The 16239-nt window shown below is 63.5% G+C and carries 16 protein-coding genes; 8 read left to right on the top strand and 8 right to left on the bottom strand.

Features of this window, described 5'->3' with window-relative positions:
• From QOC69_RS28515 to QOC69_RS28495, 5 genes are all read right to left on the bottom strand, one after another.
• Positions 1-954, bottom strand: a 954-nt coding sequence (locus tag QOC69_RS28515) for an LLM class flavin-dependent oxidoreductase (RefSeq protein WP_526445881.1), incomplete at its 3' end; no start/stop codon positions are given.
• Between the two features lie 4 nt (positions 955-958).
• Positions 959-1366 (bottom strand): nuclear transport factor 2 family protein, encoded by a 408-nt coding sequence (locus QOC69_RS28510; RefSeq protein ID WP_526445880.1) that lies wholly within the window; start codon positions 1364-1366, stop codon positions 959-961.
• Positions 1367-1621: 255 nt separating this feature from the next.
• Positions 1622-1786, bottom strand: a complete 165-nt coding sequence (locus QOC69_RS28505) for a hypothetical protein (protein ID WP_526445879.1) — start codon at positions 1784-1786, stop codon at positions 1622-1624.
• 479 nt (positions 1787-2265) lie between these two features.
• Complete coding sequence (locus tag QOC69_RS28500) at positions 2266-3012, bottom strand: SDR family NAD(P)-dependent oxidoreductase (RefSeq protein WP_526445883.1); 747 nt, start codon at positions 3010-3012, stop codon at positions 2266-2268.
• Entirely contained in the window at positions 2906-3460 is a 555-nt protein-coding gene (locus tag QOC69_RS28495; protein ID WP_526445882.1) for an alcohol dehydrogenase catalytic domain-containing protein, read from the bottom strand. Before QOC69_RS28495 ends, QOC69_RS28500 begins: the two co-directional genes overlap by 107 nt.
• Between QOC69_RS28495 and QOC69_RS28490 the strand changes: the two genes are divergently transcribed.
• The 8 genes from QOC69_RS28490 to QOC69_RS28455 all read left to right on the top strand — a co-directional run bounded on the left by QOC69_RS28490 (position 3356) and on the right by QOC69_RS28455 (position 11855).
• Positions 3356-3565 carry a hypothetical protein gene (locus QOC69_RS28490; RefSeq protein ID WP_526445884.1) on the top strand — a complete coding sequence of 70 codons (210 nt, stop codon included), beginning with the start codon at positions 3356-3358 and terminating at the stop codon, positions 3563-3565. The two genes, QOC69_RS28495 and QOC69_RS28490, sit on opposite strands and share 105 nt — an antisense overlap.
• 377 nt (positions 3566-3942) lie before the next feature.
• Positions 3943-4536 carry a TetR/AcrR family transcriptional regulator gene (locus QOC69_RS28485; protein ID WP_526445878.1) on the top strand — a complete coding sequence of 198 codons (594 nt, stop codon included), beginning with the start codon at positions 3943-3945 and terminating at the stop codon, positions 4534-4536.
• 374 nt (positions 4537-4910) lie between these two features.
• A complete protein-coding gene (locus tag QOC69_RS28480; RefSeq protein WP_526445877.1) occupies positions 4911-5699 on the top strand; it encodes an SDR family NAD(P)-dependent oxidoreductase in 789 nt (262 codons plus the stop codon).
• A 42-nt stretch (positions 5700-5741) separates the two neighbouring features.
• Positions 5742-6266 carry a GAF domain-containing protein gene (locus tag QOC69_RS28475; RefSeq protein ID WP_526445876.1) on the top strand — a complete coding sequence of 175 codons (525 nt, stop codon included), beginning with the start codon at positions 5742-5744 and terminating at the stop codon, positions 6264-6266.
• Positions 6267-6475: 209 nt separating this feature from the next.
• On the top strand, positions 6476-7297 hold the full coding sequence (locus QOC69_RS28470; RefSeq protein WP_526445875.1) for an alpha/beta hydrolase: 822 nt from the start codon (positions 6476-6478) through the stop codon (positions 7295-7297).
• Between the two features lie 25 nt (positions 7298-7322).
• On the top strand, positions 7323-8909 hold the full coding sequence (locus QOC69_RS28465) for an AMP-binding protein (protein ID WP_526445874.1): 1587 nt from the start codon (positions 7323-7325) through the stop codon (positions 8907-8909).
• Positions 8910-9079: 170 nt separating this feature from the next.
• Complete coding sequence (locus QOC69_RS28460) at positions 9080-9871, top strand: enoyl-CoA hydratase/isomerase family protein (RefSeq protein ID WP_526445873.1); 792 nt, start codon at positions 9080-9082, stop codon at positions 9869-9871.
• A 16-nt stretch (positions 9872-9887) separates the two neighbouring features.
• On the top strand, positions 9888-11855 hold the full coding sequence (locus QOC69_RS28455; protein WP_526445872.1) for an acetoacetate--CoA ligase: 1968 nt from the start codon (positions 9888-9890) through the stop codon (positions 11853-11855).
• Between the two features lie 31 nt (positions 11856-11886).
• Here the strand turns inward: QOC69_RS28455 and QOC69_RS28450 are convergent, their stop codons facing one another.
• The 3 genes from QOC69_RS28450 to QOC69_RS28440 all read right to left on the bottom strand — a co-directional run.
• Positions 11887-12786: a LysR family transcriptional regulator gene (locus QOC69_RS28450; RefSeq protein WP_526445871.1), complete on the bottom strand. Its 900-nt coding sequence runs from the start codon at positions 12784-12786 to the stop codon at positions 11887-11889.
• A gap of 57 nt (positions 12787-12843) precedes the next feature.
• The gene (locus QOC69_RS28445; protein WP_526445870.1) at positions 12844-14595 is read right to left on the bottom strand and encodes a CocE/NonD family hydrolase; all 1752 of its coding nucleotides are present in this window, start codon (positions 14593-14595) and stop codon (positions 12844-12846) included.
• A 437-nt stretch (positions 14596-15032) separates the two neighbouring features.
• Positions 15033-16239 (bottom strand): MCE family protein (locus QOC69_RS28440; RefSeq protein WP_526445869.1); only part of this gene is annotated, 1207 nt, incomplete at its 5' end.

Raw genomic sequence — 16239 nt, 5'->3', positions numbered from 1 at the left:
GATGTCGGGCCCGGTCGGTTGGTAGATGATTTCGGTGATGCCCTGGTCGGCGAGTTCGGCGACGCGGCGGCTGATTTGGTCGGCTGTGCCGGTCAGGGTGGTCTGGGTGATGGCCTTCCAACTGCCCGCCGCCCACGCCGCGGCGTCGGCGCGGTTGAGCCCAACGAGGTGTTGGTCGTGCACCGCGAGGTGCCGCTCCTGCGCCGGGGTCTGGTTGATGGTCTCGAGCCACACGTCGCCAGCGGGGAGTGTGGTGACATCGCCGCCGAATTCGTATGCGGCGTGGTAGGCCAATGCGTTTCCCGGCCCAGCGGCCGCTTGCACCCGGGGCGAGTCCAGGGGCTCACCCTCAGCGAGGACGGTGCCGTGCACGCCGAGGGCAGCCCAGGTGAACTGCGTGGCGTAACGGGTCTCGCCGTTGACGCTGAACAGCCCGTCGGCATGTTCGATGGCGACGTTGACGCCCTTGGGGCCGAGCGCGGAGATGAGGATGGGCACCTCGACGGGGCGCTCGGGCGCGTGCCCGGGTGGGTGCAGCATCTGCATCAGGCAGTTCTGCCAGCGGACGGGTTCGCCGCGGAGCAGGGCGCGGAACGTGCGGACGTAGTCTTCCAGAAACGACCAGGTGCTCGGTGCGGCGCCTAGCGCGCGGGCGCCGGTGAAGCCGGTGCCGAATGCGACCGCGACCCGGCCTGGGGCAAGCGCTTCCAGCGCCGCGGTGGCCGAGGCGTTGACCATGGGATGACGCAGGGTGGGGACGAGCACGCCCGGACCCAGGCCGATCGTCGTGGTGCGTTCGGCCGCCAACGCGAGCATCATCCACACGTCCGGGCTTTGGTGCGGTGTGTCGAACAGCCAGGCCCGGTCGTAGCCGAGTTGCTCGGCGGCCGCGATGTGCTCGGGGGAGTGCAGCGAGGTGGCGAACTGGGCGGAGATGTTCATCTTGGTCGGCATGGCGTTAGCCCCTCGTCGGGAAGGTGTCGCCGAACATGGGGAGCCCACTCTTGGACTCCTCCGCTGTGGCCTCGTCCTGCAGGACATCCCAGTGTTCGGCGAGCAGGCCGTCCTGCATGCGCACGACGTCGACGGCGATCCAGTTGGCCGGCAGCCCGGTATTGGAGAACCGGCCGTGCAGCATCACGTAGTCGCCGTTGGCGATGGTCAGCGCGTTCTCGTAACGCATCTCTGCCGGTGAGGCCTTGATCAGATTGAACAGGCCGTCACGGCCCGGCTCGATGTGCGCGCTGTGCTGGAGGTAATCAGGCGACCAGAACCGTTGCGCCGCTGCGTAATCACGCCGATTGAACAACGTGTCGAACGCCTCCAATACGAACGCCTTGTTGCGCTCCTTTGCCGCATTCCCCATCGTGGTCCTCCCTTTGAATGATTTGAACAGACCAGTACAAACGATACCGTTGGGGGATGCGTTGTCAAGTTGGCCGCTCACCGTGCGGCGGCAGCACTGGCCGAGCGCGGAGCGCGCGACGGGATTCGGTCCGCTGGCGTGTCGCCGAAATCGAGATGGGACACACTGGACGGTCGGAGAGCACTGCTGCCGCGGTGGCACACGTAAACTACTGGGTTAACGAGGTAGCCCTTTTCCCGTGATCCAAAGCATTTCTCACGTGCGCCGCGGCAGGTTGGAGCGATCCTGAACCGGGAGGTCGTCGGTGCGGACCCTGGCGCCGAAGTGCCGTTCAATCCCCACCATCGAACGCTCGCCTGTCTGGAATACGTCAACGAGCGGGTGATGGGAGAGACGACCCACATGGTCGCCGGCGGCCACGATCGACCACCATCGAGAAGGCCACGGTGACGGCAGTTCAGACCAGTCAGTCTGATCGTCGCAATGGCAGAGACGAGGACCGAAACCCCGTTGGTGCTCTGATGAGCTGTTCTACGTAACCGAGCACTTTCGGTCAAGATCGATGCCCGCCATCGAGAAGGCCAGCGGAGCACAATGATTCGCCGCACGGCCAACTTGGCGGCAAAGGCATTACCCGCCTCACCTACGGCCGCTGCGAAAGCTACCAGTTCCGTTCGACAGGAACCTCGTTGTCGACGATGCGTGTGCCGACCGTCTTCCCCTGAACCCGCGCCCGGTCGCGCCGGGAGCCGCGGCCCCGTCGGTGACGATGTGCGACGGGGCCGCGGCGTCAATGACCGCCTGCTGGCGGCTAGCGCCCAGCGGGACATTCGATCAGCCCGAGAACGCAGTTGGCGTTGACTGTCGGAATCACCGAAACATCCTGGGTGCCAATCACTTCACGACGACTGTGTGGTCAGTAGTGCGGATCTCCCCGAGTCGGGCCGGGCGGCCGGTCGTCCACCGTCGATGGCGAAGTCGGCGCTGGTGATGAATGACCCGCGGGGTGAGGCCAAATATCCGACGAGGTCTGCGATTTCGGACGGTTCGCCGGCGCGGCCCAGTAGCGTGGTCGTGCTGCCTGAGACGTCGAATAGTTGACGCTTGGCTGCGCCGGTGTACACGGGCCCTGGGGAGACCGAATTGACGCGAACTCCGCCGGGTGCGTATTCGGCAGCCCAGGAGCGGGCGAAGGAGGCGAGTGCGGCCTTGGTGGCGCCATAGGCTGCGCTGTCAGCCTGGCCGATGGTGCCGGCCCTGCTGGCCATGTTGATGATCACCCCGCTGCCGCGCGCCACCATTTTGGGGGCCAGTACTGTCACCAACAGATATGGCGCCTGCACGTTGGCGGCAAACAGCTGGTCCAGAGTCTCGGCGTCCAACTTCTCCGTCGGGCCGAACCACGGAACTCCGGCGTTGTTCACCAGGATCTCGACCTCGCCGGCCTCGTTGGCCAGTCGCAGTGCCTCGGCGGGATCGCTCAGGTCGGCCCGGACGAATCGAGCTGACCCGCCGTTTTTTTCGATCTCAGCGACCACGTCAGCGCCGCGGGTCGCATCGCGGCCATGCGCAACCACCCTGGCCCCTTGCGCGGCTAGCTGCCCCGCGACGGCTCGACCTATCCCTGACGTCGCGCCCGTTACCAGCGCGACCTTGCCTTGCAGATCCTTGACCACGCCGGGGCTCGTCATGACTGACTCCTAAAATTGACAGCGATTGGACCGATCGGTCTAATGGGGTGGTCAACATCTCGCTCCACCGGCGTATTCCCGGACCCGGATGTTTGTTCGATGGCGGAGGCTCTCCGCACGCGGAATGGGAAACACGCCTAGGGGATGCCTTGCAGGACACGATGATTTGCCCAGTTCTGAACGAGTCGTGCCAGCCGGTGACGGTGCCGTCCTCGCAGAGGACGAAGTCGCCGCGTCGGCAGTTGCGGCATACGCCGCAGTAACCTCCCGACCAGCCCATCGCCACCCGATCACCCGGATGCCAACGTTGGACACCGTCGCCAATGGCATCGACATGGCCGGCGACTTCATGACCAGGCGTGACCGGAGACCGTATGCCTGGCCGGTCGCCGTCGACGAACAGCGAATCGGAGTTGCAGATGCCGCATGCCTGCACGGCGACCCGCACGTAGCCGGGTCCCGGTTCTGCGAGAGCCCTATCGACTACATCGAATTGTCCTCGCGGTGAGACGACTTGCGCTGAACGAAACTTTGGTCACGGTGTGTCTTCCGGGTCCGGTGGGGAGCGATGCTGGCAATGTGGAATGCATTGCAACGGTGGGTTTCGTGGACAGCTTGATGGTTGCGCTGTGACGGGCTGTTTCGTCGGAATTGTGGGCGGGAGATGCCCTGGGTCGGCTGCCGTCCTCGATTGCCATGGTCATGCCCCTGCAGCGCCACCGCCTATCGTACTGACTGGTATAAACAGCGGGCATCCGCCAAGCTAGCGATGCGGCAAGGTGGGCATCGTCAATGGTTGGGCTGGCAAAACAGCCGGGCCTCGCAGCGGTGCGTGACACAAGCGCCGTAGCACTTACAGACAGGTCTGTCTGGTATTCTTCAATGATGGTGGTGACGAAGGTGGGCAAACGGCCGTCGGTGCGCGAGCGGCTGCTGGCCGCCTCTGATGAGCTGTTCTATCGCGACGGCGTGTTTTCCACTGGAATCGACGCCGTCATCGGAAAGGCGGGCGTGGCAAGGGGTTCGCTCTACTACATCTTTGGCGGCAAGGATGGGTTGGCCGCTGCCTACCTGCATGGCCGTCTGGCCACGTGGCGCAACGCCGTTGAGGCGGCGCAGGTCGGCGCGCAGGACGCGGACGCCAAGATCCTGGCGGTGTTCGATGCACTGGCCGACTATGTATCGCGACCTGATTTTCGGGGCTGTCCATTCAACAACGCTGCCGCAGAGGGCCAGGCTGGGGAGGCTCAGCAATTGGTGACCAACGAGTACCGTGATTGGGTGGATCAGAGCTTCCGCCAACTGGCCGCTGACACTGGTGTTTCGGATTTCGAGGCGCTGGCAGATGCGCTGATCGTGTTCTATCACGGGGCGTTGGCAACCGCGGGCTTCGCCCCTCCAGGGCGCGCAGCGGCGTTGACGGCAAAACGGATTGCCCGCCTCACCATGGCCGCTGCCAAAGCTTCCAGTTCCACCTGACAGAAGTATCACCCGCCGCACGTAGCCCTGGTTCGTCGTCGCCACGGTGGACCGTCAGACCTGCAGCGCCCACATCGAACGTGTTTGAACGACTCAGTCGGAACACGGGCCCAGCGACACAAATGCACTTCATCGCCAATTGCCAGGGGTTGACGAGTCCCGCTGCCGAGTCGTAGTCTCGTATCTAGACTGATCTGTCTAAGAATTTATCGGGGACCGGTCGCTGCCGGGAACCTTGGAGTCTGTCCGAAAGTCGCAGTGCCACAGGACCGTGAGTGCGTCTTGGTCCGCCACTCCGACTGTGACCGGCGCGCGTGGTGGTAGTCCGTACACGGAAACGGACTCCACCAATGAGGGAAGGAAGTCTGACGACTATGCGACTCGACGGAAAGATCACCCTAATCACCGGGGTATCTCAGTACATGGGTCCGGCGCTCACGCGCACGTTCACCGACGCGGGTGCGATCGTCGTCACCCAAGACCGGAAACGAGCCGACGCGGAGCCACACGCTGAGTATGCAACGCGGAACTCCGGTGGTGGCAACATCATCGAGGCCGATCTGACGCGACCCAGCGATGTCGCTGCGATGTTCAGCGCCATTGACGAGAAGTTCGGCAGCCTCGACATATTGGTCAGCAACTACGGCATCGTCGGGTCGATCCCTTTCGACGAGCTCGACGACGAGCGCGTCTACGACATGTTCGAACAGAACTTCTTTTCCTTCTACCGCGTCACCCGCGCAGCCGTCACACGCATGAAACGCCAAGGCGGAGGCAAGATCGTGGCGGTCACCGGACTCGCCGGGATGACCGGCGCAGCGACCCTGCTGACTCCGATCGTCGATGTGGTACCACCGGCTTACCTGTCGATCTACGGCGCATCGCGGGGTGCGCAGAACGCGTGGGTGAAGGCGATTGGTCTGGAACTAGCAGCGTTCAACATCAACGTGAACGCCATTGCCCAAGAGAACGTCGACAACAACCTGATGCGCAGCGGCGCCGGTGGGACCGACGAACATTGGAACGAACTCATCGGGCGGATGCCTGGCAAGAAGATGGTGTCAGCCGAAGAGTCCGCCAGCCTCGCACTGTATCTGTGCTCCGACCTCACCGAGACGTTCTATGGCCAGGTGATCCCGCTGTCCGGTGGCACCTACCGATAACGGAGACTTCGCCTCCCAACGAGACAGGAAGATGCCCAAGCAATGACGACACCAAACCCAAGGCAACGAAAAGAGCAGGCGACAGTCCCCAGCAGCACACCCGGAATGCAGTCGCTGACACCGGCGCTCGGGGCGATCGCTGAGAGACTTGGCGTCAAATCCGTGCTGATCATGCGGTCCGACCCCAGCTCGATGGTCGTCGCGGCGACGGCCGGACCGGCATCAGCGCACTACCGCGTCGGCGGCGTTGGACAGAAGGCCGGCGACGCGAGTGACCGCGTACCGCTCTATTGCGAACGCGTCGTTGATGGCGGAGAGGCGCTCTTCGTCCGCGACTCGCGCGTTGACGCGACATTCGCGGGCAATGAGGACGAGACCGAGTTCGGCCTGTCGAATTATCTGGGTCTACCCATTCGCAGTCCCGATGGCCACGTCGTCGGAACAGTGTGTGTGCTCGACGACCACTCGCGGGTATACGACGTCGCTGATCACCATGAACTCGACACGCTCAGAAATTCAGTGGAAGCAGTACTGCGCAGCGACGCCACGGCTCTCGCAACCGAATGACCAAAGGCCGGCACCATCATCCACATCGCGACCACGCACGGAAGGAACCGGACTTGATCCGAGCGGAGGATCCCACCCCGAGTCCCGACGGCGCCAGCGGCTCGTCCCTTTTGCTACAGGCGATCGTTGGCGTCGTGAAGGCTCGGTCAAAGTCAGTTGACGACACGGCCGGCACCCGCGACATCAACGCCAGACAACAGATCGAGGGCGTGACGCGCACCGACACGGATCTCGGCAGGGTACCTGCGATTACCCTTGAGCCACAGTTCAATCAGCCGGATCGCACGGTTGTGTACTTCCACGGCGGCGGCTACGTCAGCGGTTCTCCACCCGACAGATACCTTCCGTTGGCCGCCGCGGTTGTTCTGGGCGCCAACGCCCGAGTACATGTCGTCGACTATCGACTCGCCCCCGAAACGCCCTTCCCCGGTGCGTTCGACGACTGTCTTGCGGCCTACCGTTGGCTGATCGATGAATGCGCCGCCGATCCTGCGACGTTGGCCGTCCTGGGTGATTCGGCCGGCGGCAACCTTGCCATCGCAGTGACCGTCGCCGCCCGAGACGAAGGGCTGGCGCTGCCCGCTAGCGTCGCCGTCATTTCGCCGTTCGCCGATCTCACCTTGACCGGAGCGTCGATCAATCAGCGCAAAGAGATGGACCCATACGTTACTCGCGAAACAATCGAGTCCATGGCTGTCACATATGTCGGCGAAGGCGCCCGCAACGACCCCCGTTGCTCAGCAGTGTTTGCCGACCTGAAAGGCCTTCCCCCGCTGTTCATTCAGGTCGGCGAGAACGAAATCCTCTACGACGACGCGACCCGCATCCGCGACGCCGCGCTTGGCGTGGGTGTCGAGGTGACGTTCGAGTCGTGGCGCCACGGAATACACGACTGGCCGGTGTACGTTTTTGCCGGCGTGCCCGAGTCCGCGATCGCCATCGACCATCTCGCAGCGTTTTTCAGGGCACATACGAACCCAGGCGCCGTCGGCGAAGTCGGTGCCCAAAGCCAGATGAGCGGCGAACCATGACATCGCCGGGCAAGAGGAGCCGACATTGTCTGATCGACTAATCGATCTCTCATTCGAGCCCCTGAGTCCCACCGCGTACCTGGACCGGGCCGCGGCGGCCCACGGTCAACGTGCGGCAGTCGTCGATGGCGATCGCCGATGGACCTACGCCGAACTACATCAGCGATGCATGCAGCTGGCCGGAGCGGTCGGGCCCCTCGCGCACGGCCGCCCCGTCGCGGTCCTGGCGCCAAATACCCACGTACTCTTGGAAGCCCACTACGGGGTGCCGTGGGCGGGTGTTCCGCTGGTCGCGATCAACACCCGGCTCTCAATGGGCGAGGTAACGCACATCTTGGAGCACTCCGAGGCTGCGGTGTTGGTGCACGATCCGGCATTTGACGAACTGGTGGAAGCTGCGGCGGCGCGGATGACGAACCCGCCTCGACGCATTCGGGCTGGCGTCGGCGACGACGGGGGGTACGAGTCGATGCTGACGGCCGCGGCACCTCTGCACGTGACGCCGATGGACGAACGATCGCTGTTGTCTATCAACTACACATCGGGCACCACGGGACGGCCCAAAGGCGTGATGTACCACCATCGGGGAGCCTATCTGCAGGCTCTGGCAATGGTCGCGCACACAGGGTTGACCCCGAGCGCCGTGCACCTGTGGACGCTGCCGATGTTCCACTGCAACGGCTGGTGCTTCCCGTGGGCGGTGACAGCCGCCGCCGCGACGCACGTGTGCCTGCCGAAGGTGGACGCCGCGGAAGTGTGGCGTCTCATCCGCGAGGAGGGCGTCACACACCTCAACGGGGCACCGACCGTGCTGTCGATGATCGCCTATGCGAAGGAGGCAGCCGGCGGGATACCTCGCGATCGGGTCGTGCGAATCGCGACGGGTGGTGCTCCGCCGTCGCCCGCGATTCTGCGTCGGATGGGGGAGCTGGGCTTCGAAGTGATGCATTTGTACGGGCTTACAGAGGCTCACGGCCCAGCGATGCTGTGTGACTGGAGGCCGGAATGGGACGGCCTTGACGCCGACGCTCAGGCCCGGCTGAAGGCACGCCAAGGCGTGGGAAACATGATCACCTTTACCCCCCGGGTGATCGCCGATGACGGTTCCGACGTTCCAGCTGATGGCAGCACGACCGGGCAGATCGTGCTGCGGGGCAACAACTTAATGCTCGGTTACTTCAAGGATCCGGAGGCGACCGCCGCCGCGGCGCCCGATGGGTGGTTTCGTACCGGCGATGTCGGTGTGGTGCATCCCGACGGTTACGTGGAGGTTCGCGACCGCAGCAAGGACGTGATCATCTCGGGTGGGGAGAACATCGCATCGGTCGAGGTCGAACAGGTGATCATGGACCATCCCGCCGTGCTGGAGGCCGCGGTCGTCGCCGTGCTTGACGAGCGATGGGGGGAGGTCCCTGCCGCCTACGTGACTTTGCTGGACGGGGCCTCAGTGACTGAGGCCGAGATCATCGACCACGTAAAGGCGAAGTTGGCCCGGTTCAAGGCACCCAGGACCGTGACATTCGGAGAGCTGCCGAAGACATCCACCGGCAAAATCCAGAAATTTGCGCTGCGACAGAAGGCGTCGGCCGCCCAGGAGCACCGAGCAGAGTGATCCGTACCGGCACCACGATTGCACCGATCGACACAGCCGATTAATGGTTCGACATTCGCCCCTTGATTGTCTTGAGCGAGTTGATAGCGTGGTCTTCAGATTCGCAAGTCAATGCGTCCATCGGCGCTTTTTCATGGCGTCAGTTCAATAGAGAAGGGTGATCGGCAATCATGGCGAACAATATCGGACTCGACGTGGAATCCGGCGTCGCGACAATCACGCTGCGCAAGCCTCCCGACAACCGATTTCACAAGGCGATGGTGACCGAAATCGAGCAAGCCATCGACGAAGTCATCAGCCAGCACGCGCGGGCGTTGATACTGGCAGGCGACGGTCCCGACTTTTGTCACGGCGGCGACATCGTTACTTGGGAAACGCTTGAACCGGAAGAGTGGGCAGCCCAGTTGGGCGGCTATCTCAATGTCTTCAATCGGCTTGAGCATTTGCCGATCCCGGTGATTGCAGCCGTGCAAGGCTTGTGCAATGGCGGTGGCTGGGAGCTGGTTCTTCATACTGACATCATCTTTGCCACGAAAACCGCGCGATTCAGCCATTCGGAGCAATCATTGGGGCTCGTGACGGCGTTGGGCGGAGTCTATCGTTCGGCCCAGCGAGTTGGCCCATTGCTTGCCTACGAGTGGGCACTTACCTCCGAGGAGGTTCCGGCCGAAGTCCTGTATCGGCACGGCGGGGTGAATCGTTTGGTCGACGAAGCCGACCTGCTTGCCGAGGCCAAGCGCTTCGCCCAGTCACTCGCCGCCGGTCCCACGCTGGCCCATGGGGCTCACAAGACCCTGTTGCGAGCCTGGAAAGTCGGAGGTGTCGCCGCGGCTGACGACATCGTGGCCGACGTGTACCTGCCGCTCCTGAAGTCCGACGACTGGGCGAACGGCCTCAAGAGCGGTATCGCGGCGTATCGCGAGGGCAGGCCGCGCCCGCGGATAGAGTTCGCAGGGCGTTAGGAAAAGGTCAGACACGATGGAGGCGGTTGACGCCGAGGTGCTGTGGTCGCCCTCCCCGGAATACGCGCAGACGACCGCGATCGCGAAATTCGGCCAATGGGTGCGTCGAATACGCGGCGTCGACGTGAATGGTCTGGACTACGCCGAGCTCCACGCCTGGTCGGTACGAGACCTGGAGGGTTTCTGGTCGGCTGCGGCGGAGTTCCTCGGAGTGGTCTTTTGGGACCCGCCATCAGCGGTACTCGGTTCATCGAAGATGCCTGGTGCCCAATGGTTTCCTGGAGCGACGTTGAACTACGCCGAGCATGCACTCACGCCGGGCCCGGGCCGTGAAGATGGCGACGTCGCGGTGCTTTTTGCGCGAGAGGACGGCCTCGAGCAGACGATCACGCACGCAGAGTTGCGTGATCGGGTCGGACGAGCGAGAGCGGGCCTGGTTGATGCTGGCGTTGGCCTCGGCGACCGGGTGGTCGCACTGGCGCCGAACTGTCCGGAGACGCTGGTGATGTTCCTTGCGGCAGCATCGCTCGGAGCGATCTGGTCGTCCTGCCCGCCGGAGTTCGGGCCAGTGGCGGTCGGCGACCGGTTCTCCCAGGTCGAGCCGACGGTGCTGCTCGCCGTCGACGGCTACTCCTACGGCGGCAAGCGGTTCGACATTCGCGACACCGTCGCAACGCTACGGGCGAAACTGCCGACGCTGCGGCAAACGATATTGGTTCCCTACCTCGATTCGGAGGCCGCACTCGAGGGAACCATGCCATGGGCGGAGTTCACCCGGCGACCGGGAAGGCTCGAATTCGAGCCGGTGGCTTTCGACCACCCACTATGGGTGCTGTACTCGTCGGGTACGACGGGCCTGCCCAAGGGCATCGTCCATGGCCACGGTGGAATCGTGCTCGAGCACTTGAAGATGCATCGATTGCACAACGACCTCGGTCCGGGTGATCGGTTCTTCTGGTTCACCACCACGGGCTGGATGATGTGGAACCTTCTGATCGGCGGCTTGTTGGTCGGGTCGACCATCGTGCTCTACGACGGCAACCCAGGTCATCCGGATCTCGGGGTGCTATGGGCGTTGGCCGAGAAGTATCGGGTCACGGTGTTCGGTGTGTCGGCACCATTCATCCAGGCGTGCCTCAAGGTAGGGCTACGGCCGCGGGAGTCCTACGATCTGTCTGCCATGCGCGCTCTTGGCTCGACCGGGCAGCCACTGTCGGTAGAAGGCTTCCGATGGGTCGCGGAAGCGGTTGGCGAGGACATTCAGATCTGCTCGATATCGGGCGGAACCGATGTCTGCACGGCGTTCGTCGGATCGGCAGCGACGGTGCCGGTGTGGTTGGGCGAGCTGTCGTGCGCGTGTCTTGGAGCGGACGTACACGCCGTGGACGAGCACGGCCAGTCCTTGCAGGATGAGGTGGGCGAGCTCGTCGTCGGTAGGCCGATGCCCTCCATGCCGGTGTCTTTCTGGAATGACTCAGAGGGTAATCGGCTGCGCGAGGCGTACTTCGAGCACTTCCCGGGTTCCTGGCGGCATGGCGACTGGATACGGAGGACACCTCGGGACTCGTTCGTGATCTACGGCCGGTCGGACTCCACGCTGAATCGGGGTGGGGTGCGCATGGGCACCGCGGACTTCTACGCAGTGGTCGAGGGGCTCGACGGTGTCGTGGACTCATTGGTCATCGACACCACCGAACTCGGAGCCACCGGCGAGGGTCAGCTGTTGTGCTTCTTGGTGCTTCGGACCGGAGTTGACCTGGCGGACGTGGAGCCTTCGCTGCGTACAGTGCTGCGCTCGGGACTGTCCCCGCGGCATGTGCCCGACCGGTTCGTCGTCGTCGACGGTATCCCGCGCACACTCAATGGCAAGAAGTGCGAGGTTCCGGTCAAGCGGATCATCGCGGGTGTCGCTCCGGACAAGGCGGTGAGCATCGCGACGCTCCAGAATCCCGAGGCCCTCAAGGCTTTCGTCGGCTTCCACTGAACGACGCGCTCGCGGTCCACGAAGGTTGTTGCTACGCAGCGGTTCGTGCCCCCGCTACGCTCTGCGCACATTTCTCCAGATCCAGGACGGCTTGGCGAGTATCGGACCGTCTCCGGACCAGAGCCGTCGGAACGGGCGGAAGATCGATGTTCAGGTATCGGACACCAGGATTCGAATAGTATGACTCCGAGCGAGAACACATGACCACCACGGCATCTCCTGTTTCGACTGCCGCCAAGCACTCACGGACGGTCCTGACGACAGGACCCCTTCCGATCGGATGGCCGTGGGGAGTGAATCGCGGGAAGTGAAATGCAGTCCACGGCATGGTTTGCGGATCGTCGGGAACCGAAGGAAGTGCCTCGTATGCAAGTTCCTCGGGGTCGATGAGACCCACGCGTTCCAGCCGGTGACCTATGGGTACGACCAACTTTCGGCCATCTACTAGCAAGTTGTCACCGGCGACGACGTCATCGTGCGCCAGGGGGAGGCGGCAGAATGCGGCATCGACCCGGCCGTCGACAACCGCTTGAAACTGGTCAACGAGCGTCAGCTCCACCCAATCCAGGGCCACCCCTCGTAGCACTTCCTTCACCTTCGCCATCAACGGAAGAGTCAACTCGTAGAGGCCACCTCCGAGGAATCCCACTCGCAGGACCGTTGCCTCTCCGCGAGCCTGATGCTGGCATTCTGCCAGCGTCTTCCGCAACGCGGCGGTGGCCGGGTCGACGCCGAGCCGGAAGCTAACTCCGAGCGGTGTCAAGGAAACTCGACGGCTGGTCCGGTCGAAGAGGGGTCCGCCCACCTCGCGCTCCAGTGCCCTTATTGCCTCCGACACTGACGACTGCGCGACGAACAAGTTCTGGGCGGCTCGGCCAAAGTGGAGTTCGTGCGCCACCTCGAGGAAACAGTCGATCTGCCGTAGATCCATCGCCTCACTCTTCTCTGACTGTCGGTTCGAGTTCGATGGACGTTGGCTGTGTCCGCGTCACGCCGGGACGACGGGCAGAATGAGGCGGGATGGCCGTAGCGTGTCGTGGAACAGCGTCTGCTCAGCGACCCTGGTGCGGTTCGCCGTGTCGATGCGCTCGCCGGTGTTGGTGTTCCGGTCCCACCGAGGAAAGTTGCTCGACGTGACGTGCAGTCGAATCCGATGTCCCGTCGCGATGACATGGCTGATGTTGCCCAGCGGTACGTGTAGCTCGTAGACGGTGCCCGGCTGCATCGGCTGCGGGTCGTCGAAGGAGTCTCGGAACCGGCCGCGCACAATCCCTTCGGCTAGATTTTGTACGAAGCCGTCGGGGTGCACATCGCAAAGTACGGCGATGAAGTCCGTATCCGGGCCGTCGGTACTGACATGAAGGTATGCATCGATGGGACCGGTGAGTTCGACGGGCCGATCCTGCGCGTCAGCGGTGTAGACCAAGACGTCGCGCCGAGCCTGATTCGCGTCCTGGTCGCGGACGCCTCCCCCCACGTACCGTCCGCCGGCAGTTGGAACGGGATCATCGGGGTCATAGCCATACCGGTCAGGTTCTTCCTGTCCTGGGACCTGCGCTTCCAGTGTCCCGTCGCCGTCCGCGGTGTTGGCACGACCTCCGCCATGTAGGTAGTAGTCGACGAAGTTCGTCCGCTCTAATGGCCATTGCCTCTCGTCACGCCATTGGTTTTCGCCCATGACGAAGATGCGGACTGGGGTCCGTGGAAGCTCTGCTCCGTCGTCCTTGAGGTAGTGGTCGAACCATGCGAGTTGCGCGGCGACCAACGACGTAGCCGCCTGCGGACCGAAGTCGATGTCGCCGGTGCCTCCTGAGGTCGGCTGGCTGTACGGCAGCAGATGCGCCCAGGGGCCCATGATCATTGCTTGGTTCTCGCGCGCGCGTTTGGACATTGCCTGCTCGCGTAACCCGTTGAAGTACTGGGGAGTGTCCCAGTTTGCGATGTCATACCAAGAGCCGAGATGCAGCATGGGAACGTCGATGTTGGCGAGCTGGCGGCGGAGGTCGACTGCCCACCAGTAGACGCCGTCAGTCGAGTGGTGCAGCACGTCGGCAAGGAACGGCGCGCCGGCACCGAAGGTTTCGATCCAGTCTGACAGCGGCAGGTGGCGTAGTGCCTCATCCTTTAGCGGCGAGAATCGAACCGCCGGGTCTGCTTTGAGCGCCTCGAGCCGAGCGAGACGGTCGGCGTCATCATTTGCACCCAAGACGTCGACTGCCATGTTTAGGAAGTAGCTCAGCGTCCAACTCAACTCCAAGGCGCCGCGCTGATACCAATAGTTCTCGAACGCGGCGAGAGGTGCCGAAACCGGAATGCACGTCACCAGGTGTTCCGGTCGCACGGATGCCGCCAAGTACTGGGCCAATGCCCCATACGATTGGCCGAACGTCCCGACCCGCCCGGTTGACCCGGGAAGGTGTGCGGCCCATTCGATCGCGTCGTACCCGTCGTTTGCCTCGTAGGCGAATGGGTACCAGACACCTTCTGACCCGAAGCGGCCCCGGGTGTTCTGTACGACGGTTAGGTAGCCCTGCGAGGCGTAGAAGTCGGCTTCGTTGAAGGTCTCGGCGAGGTCGTTGGCTCGGTTTCCGTAGGGGGTCCGGCGGAGGAGTACCGGGGCTGAGTCGACACCCGTGGGTCGGTAGACGTCAGCGATGAGCTTCTTCCCGTCGCGGGTGGTCATGCTGATGTCGCGTTCGTGTGTTACCGCGAAGGGGCCTCGTTCGTCGCGAAGGCTCATGGTAATTCCCATTGTTGCGGGGCCTTTACGGATGTAACAGGACGCCGGAATTGCGGATGCCGGCGCAAGAGGAAGAGGGTCGGGCGGTCGGTTCGGCCCACATCGGAGACCGTGCGCTGGCCGGTCGACGCTGACTGACTCATCAATTCTCCAGAGGGTCTAGGCGGGCCACTGTTGGCCTTCATGCGTGCTCGCGATCGCACACCACTCATTGTACAGACCAGTCTAAACATTATTGTTGTCGGTCCAAAATCAAGAACGGTTGTTCGGAGGTACTCGATCTGACCGGGGCACACGATGGTCCTTGACCGCGCGAACTGGTTGCGTCGAGGACTGCCGATGCCCGCGTTAGTAGCAGTCGGTGACCAGATGTGAATGCGCCCGCAAGCGGTTTCGTCAGGGAGCATGAGACCGGCGTCAAGCCTAGGGGACACTACTCAGCTCCCTCCGGGAGGCACTAACAGGTCTTCCCATTTGCGCGGTTGGGTGCCCGGCGCGAGGTCGGATTGGGTGTATGGCTTGCCGTCGGGGCCGATGTACGCGCCCGTGGCAGGGTCGTAGACGGCGGTGGCGATCGGCGGCGGTAGCGGCGCGCCCTTCGGTGCGGGTGCAGTTGTGCCAGCCGGCATTTGAGGGACCGGTTGGCCCGAAAGGGTGGCGTTCGGGTCGCCCTTCCAATTGTAGCCATCGTTGAGTGGGACGTAGTCCTCCTCGCTTTCGCACATCTTGACGGTGGGAGCGCGCTTGCCCGGCCGGGTCAAGCACGGAAAGTTGCGCACTCCTCGGACGTTCAGCGGTGAGTCTTGCGGGATCCGGCAATACAGGTCGCCGGCAGGTCGCTGCGGCCAGTCCACCTCGCTGGGGGAGCGGATCTGATTGGGCGGCAGGTACCCGGTTGTGCAGGGCGGTGGCAGGTTGGCGTTGAGATTGAACGACAGATACAGCCCCTTGTAGTCCTGTTTGGTGTCCCGGTCGGCCAGCTCAGCTGCCTGCAGCATCGCCACGTCGGGGGGGAGCAGCACGAGTAGCTGTTCGATCGCCGGCTGGTAGGTGATCGCGACCTGTTCGAGGCTGACCAGATTGGAGAGCACGATGGGAAGCGTGGGTTTCACCCTGTCGATCAGGTTGCGTGCTTCGTCGACCGCGGCGGGCCCCTTATCGAGGATCCCGTTGACCGCCGGGTCCTGGCTCGCCACCTCCCTGGTGATCTGGGCGACGTTGGCCGCCCACGCGTGAATGGAATCCGCGGTGTCGACTTGGGTGTCAAGGATCGGCTTGGAGCCGTCGATCACCGTCGTGATGGCCGATAGATTGGCGCGGGCATCGGCGGCCAGCCGGGTGGTGCCTTTCACGATGCGCGCGAGTTCGGGGCCAAGCCCACCGACCGCGGTGTACGACTCGTCGATCACCGTCTTCAGGTCATCGCGCGGCACTGCCTGCAAGCCGGTGTTCGTTGCGGCCAGGATCGTGTCGATATCGGGGGGCAATGTCGTGCGGTCGGCTGGGATGACGTCGCCGTTCTTCAACGCAGGCTCGTTGCCGCTGCGCGGCACCAGCTCGACGAACTGTTCGCCGATTGCGGTCTGGCTGTGCACCTGCGCGACCAGATCGGTCGGAATTCTAGTGCCCGAGTTCAGCGAGAGC

Origin of the sequence: Mycobacterium sp., assembly GCF_032162105.1 — a bacterium.
Classification (GTDB): Bacteria; Actinomycetota; Actinomycetes; order Mycobacteriales; family Mycobacteriaceae; genus Mycobacterium.
The sequence above is the reverse complement of the archived record's forward strand: the minus strand, read 5'-3'. Positions and strand labels throughout refer to the sequence as shown.

Bases quoted from the DNA above. Each gene is read 5' to 3' on its own strand.
- QOC69_RS28450 (WP_526445871.1), bottom strand. From the start codon at position 12,786: ATGGATCTACGGCAGATCGACTGTTTCCTCGAGGTGGCGCACGAACTC.
- QOC69_RS28475 (WP_526445876.1), top strand. From the start codon at position 5,742: ATGACGACACCAAACCCAAGGCAACGAAAAGAGCAGGCGACAGTCCCC.
- QOC69_RS28490 (WP_526445884.1), top strand. From the start codon at position 3,356: ATGCCAACGTTGGACACCGTCGCCAATGGCATCGACATGGCCGGCGAC.
- QOC69_RS28510 (WP_526445880.1), bottom strand. From the start codon at position 1,366: ATGGGGAATGCGGCAAAGGAGCGCAACAAGGCGTTCGTATTGGAGGCG.
- QOC69_RS28485 (WP_526445878.1), top strand. From the start codon at position 3,943: ATGGTGGTGACGAAGGTGGGCAAACGGCCGTCGGTGCGCGAGCGGCTG.
- QOC69_RS28480 (WP_526445877.1), top strand. From the start codon at position 4,911: ATGCGACTCGACGGAAAGATCACCCTAATCACCGGGGTATCTCAGTAC.
- QOC69_RS28460 (WP_526445873.1), top strand. From the start codon at position 9,080: ATGGCGAACAATATCGGACTCGACGTGGAATCCGGCGTCGCGACAATC.
- QOC69_RS28455 (WP_526445872.1), top strand. From the start codon at position 9,888: ATGGAGGCGGTTGACGCCGAGGTGCTGTGGTCGCCCTCCCCGGAATAC.
- QOC69_RS28445 (WP_526445870.1), bottom strand. From the start codon at position 14,595: ATGAGCCTTCGCGACGAACGAGGCCCCTTCGCGGTAACACACGAACGC.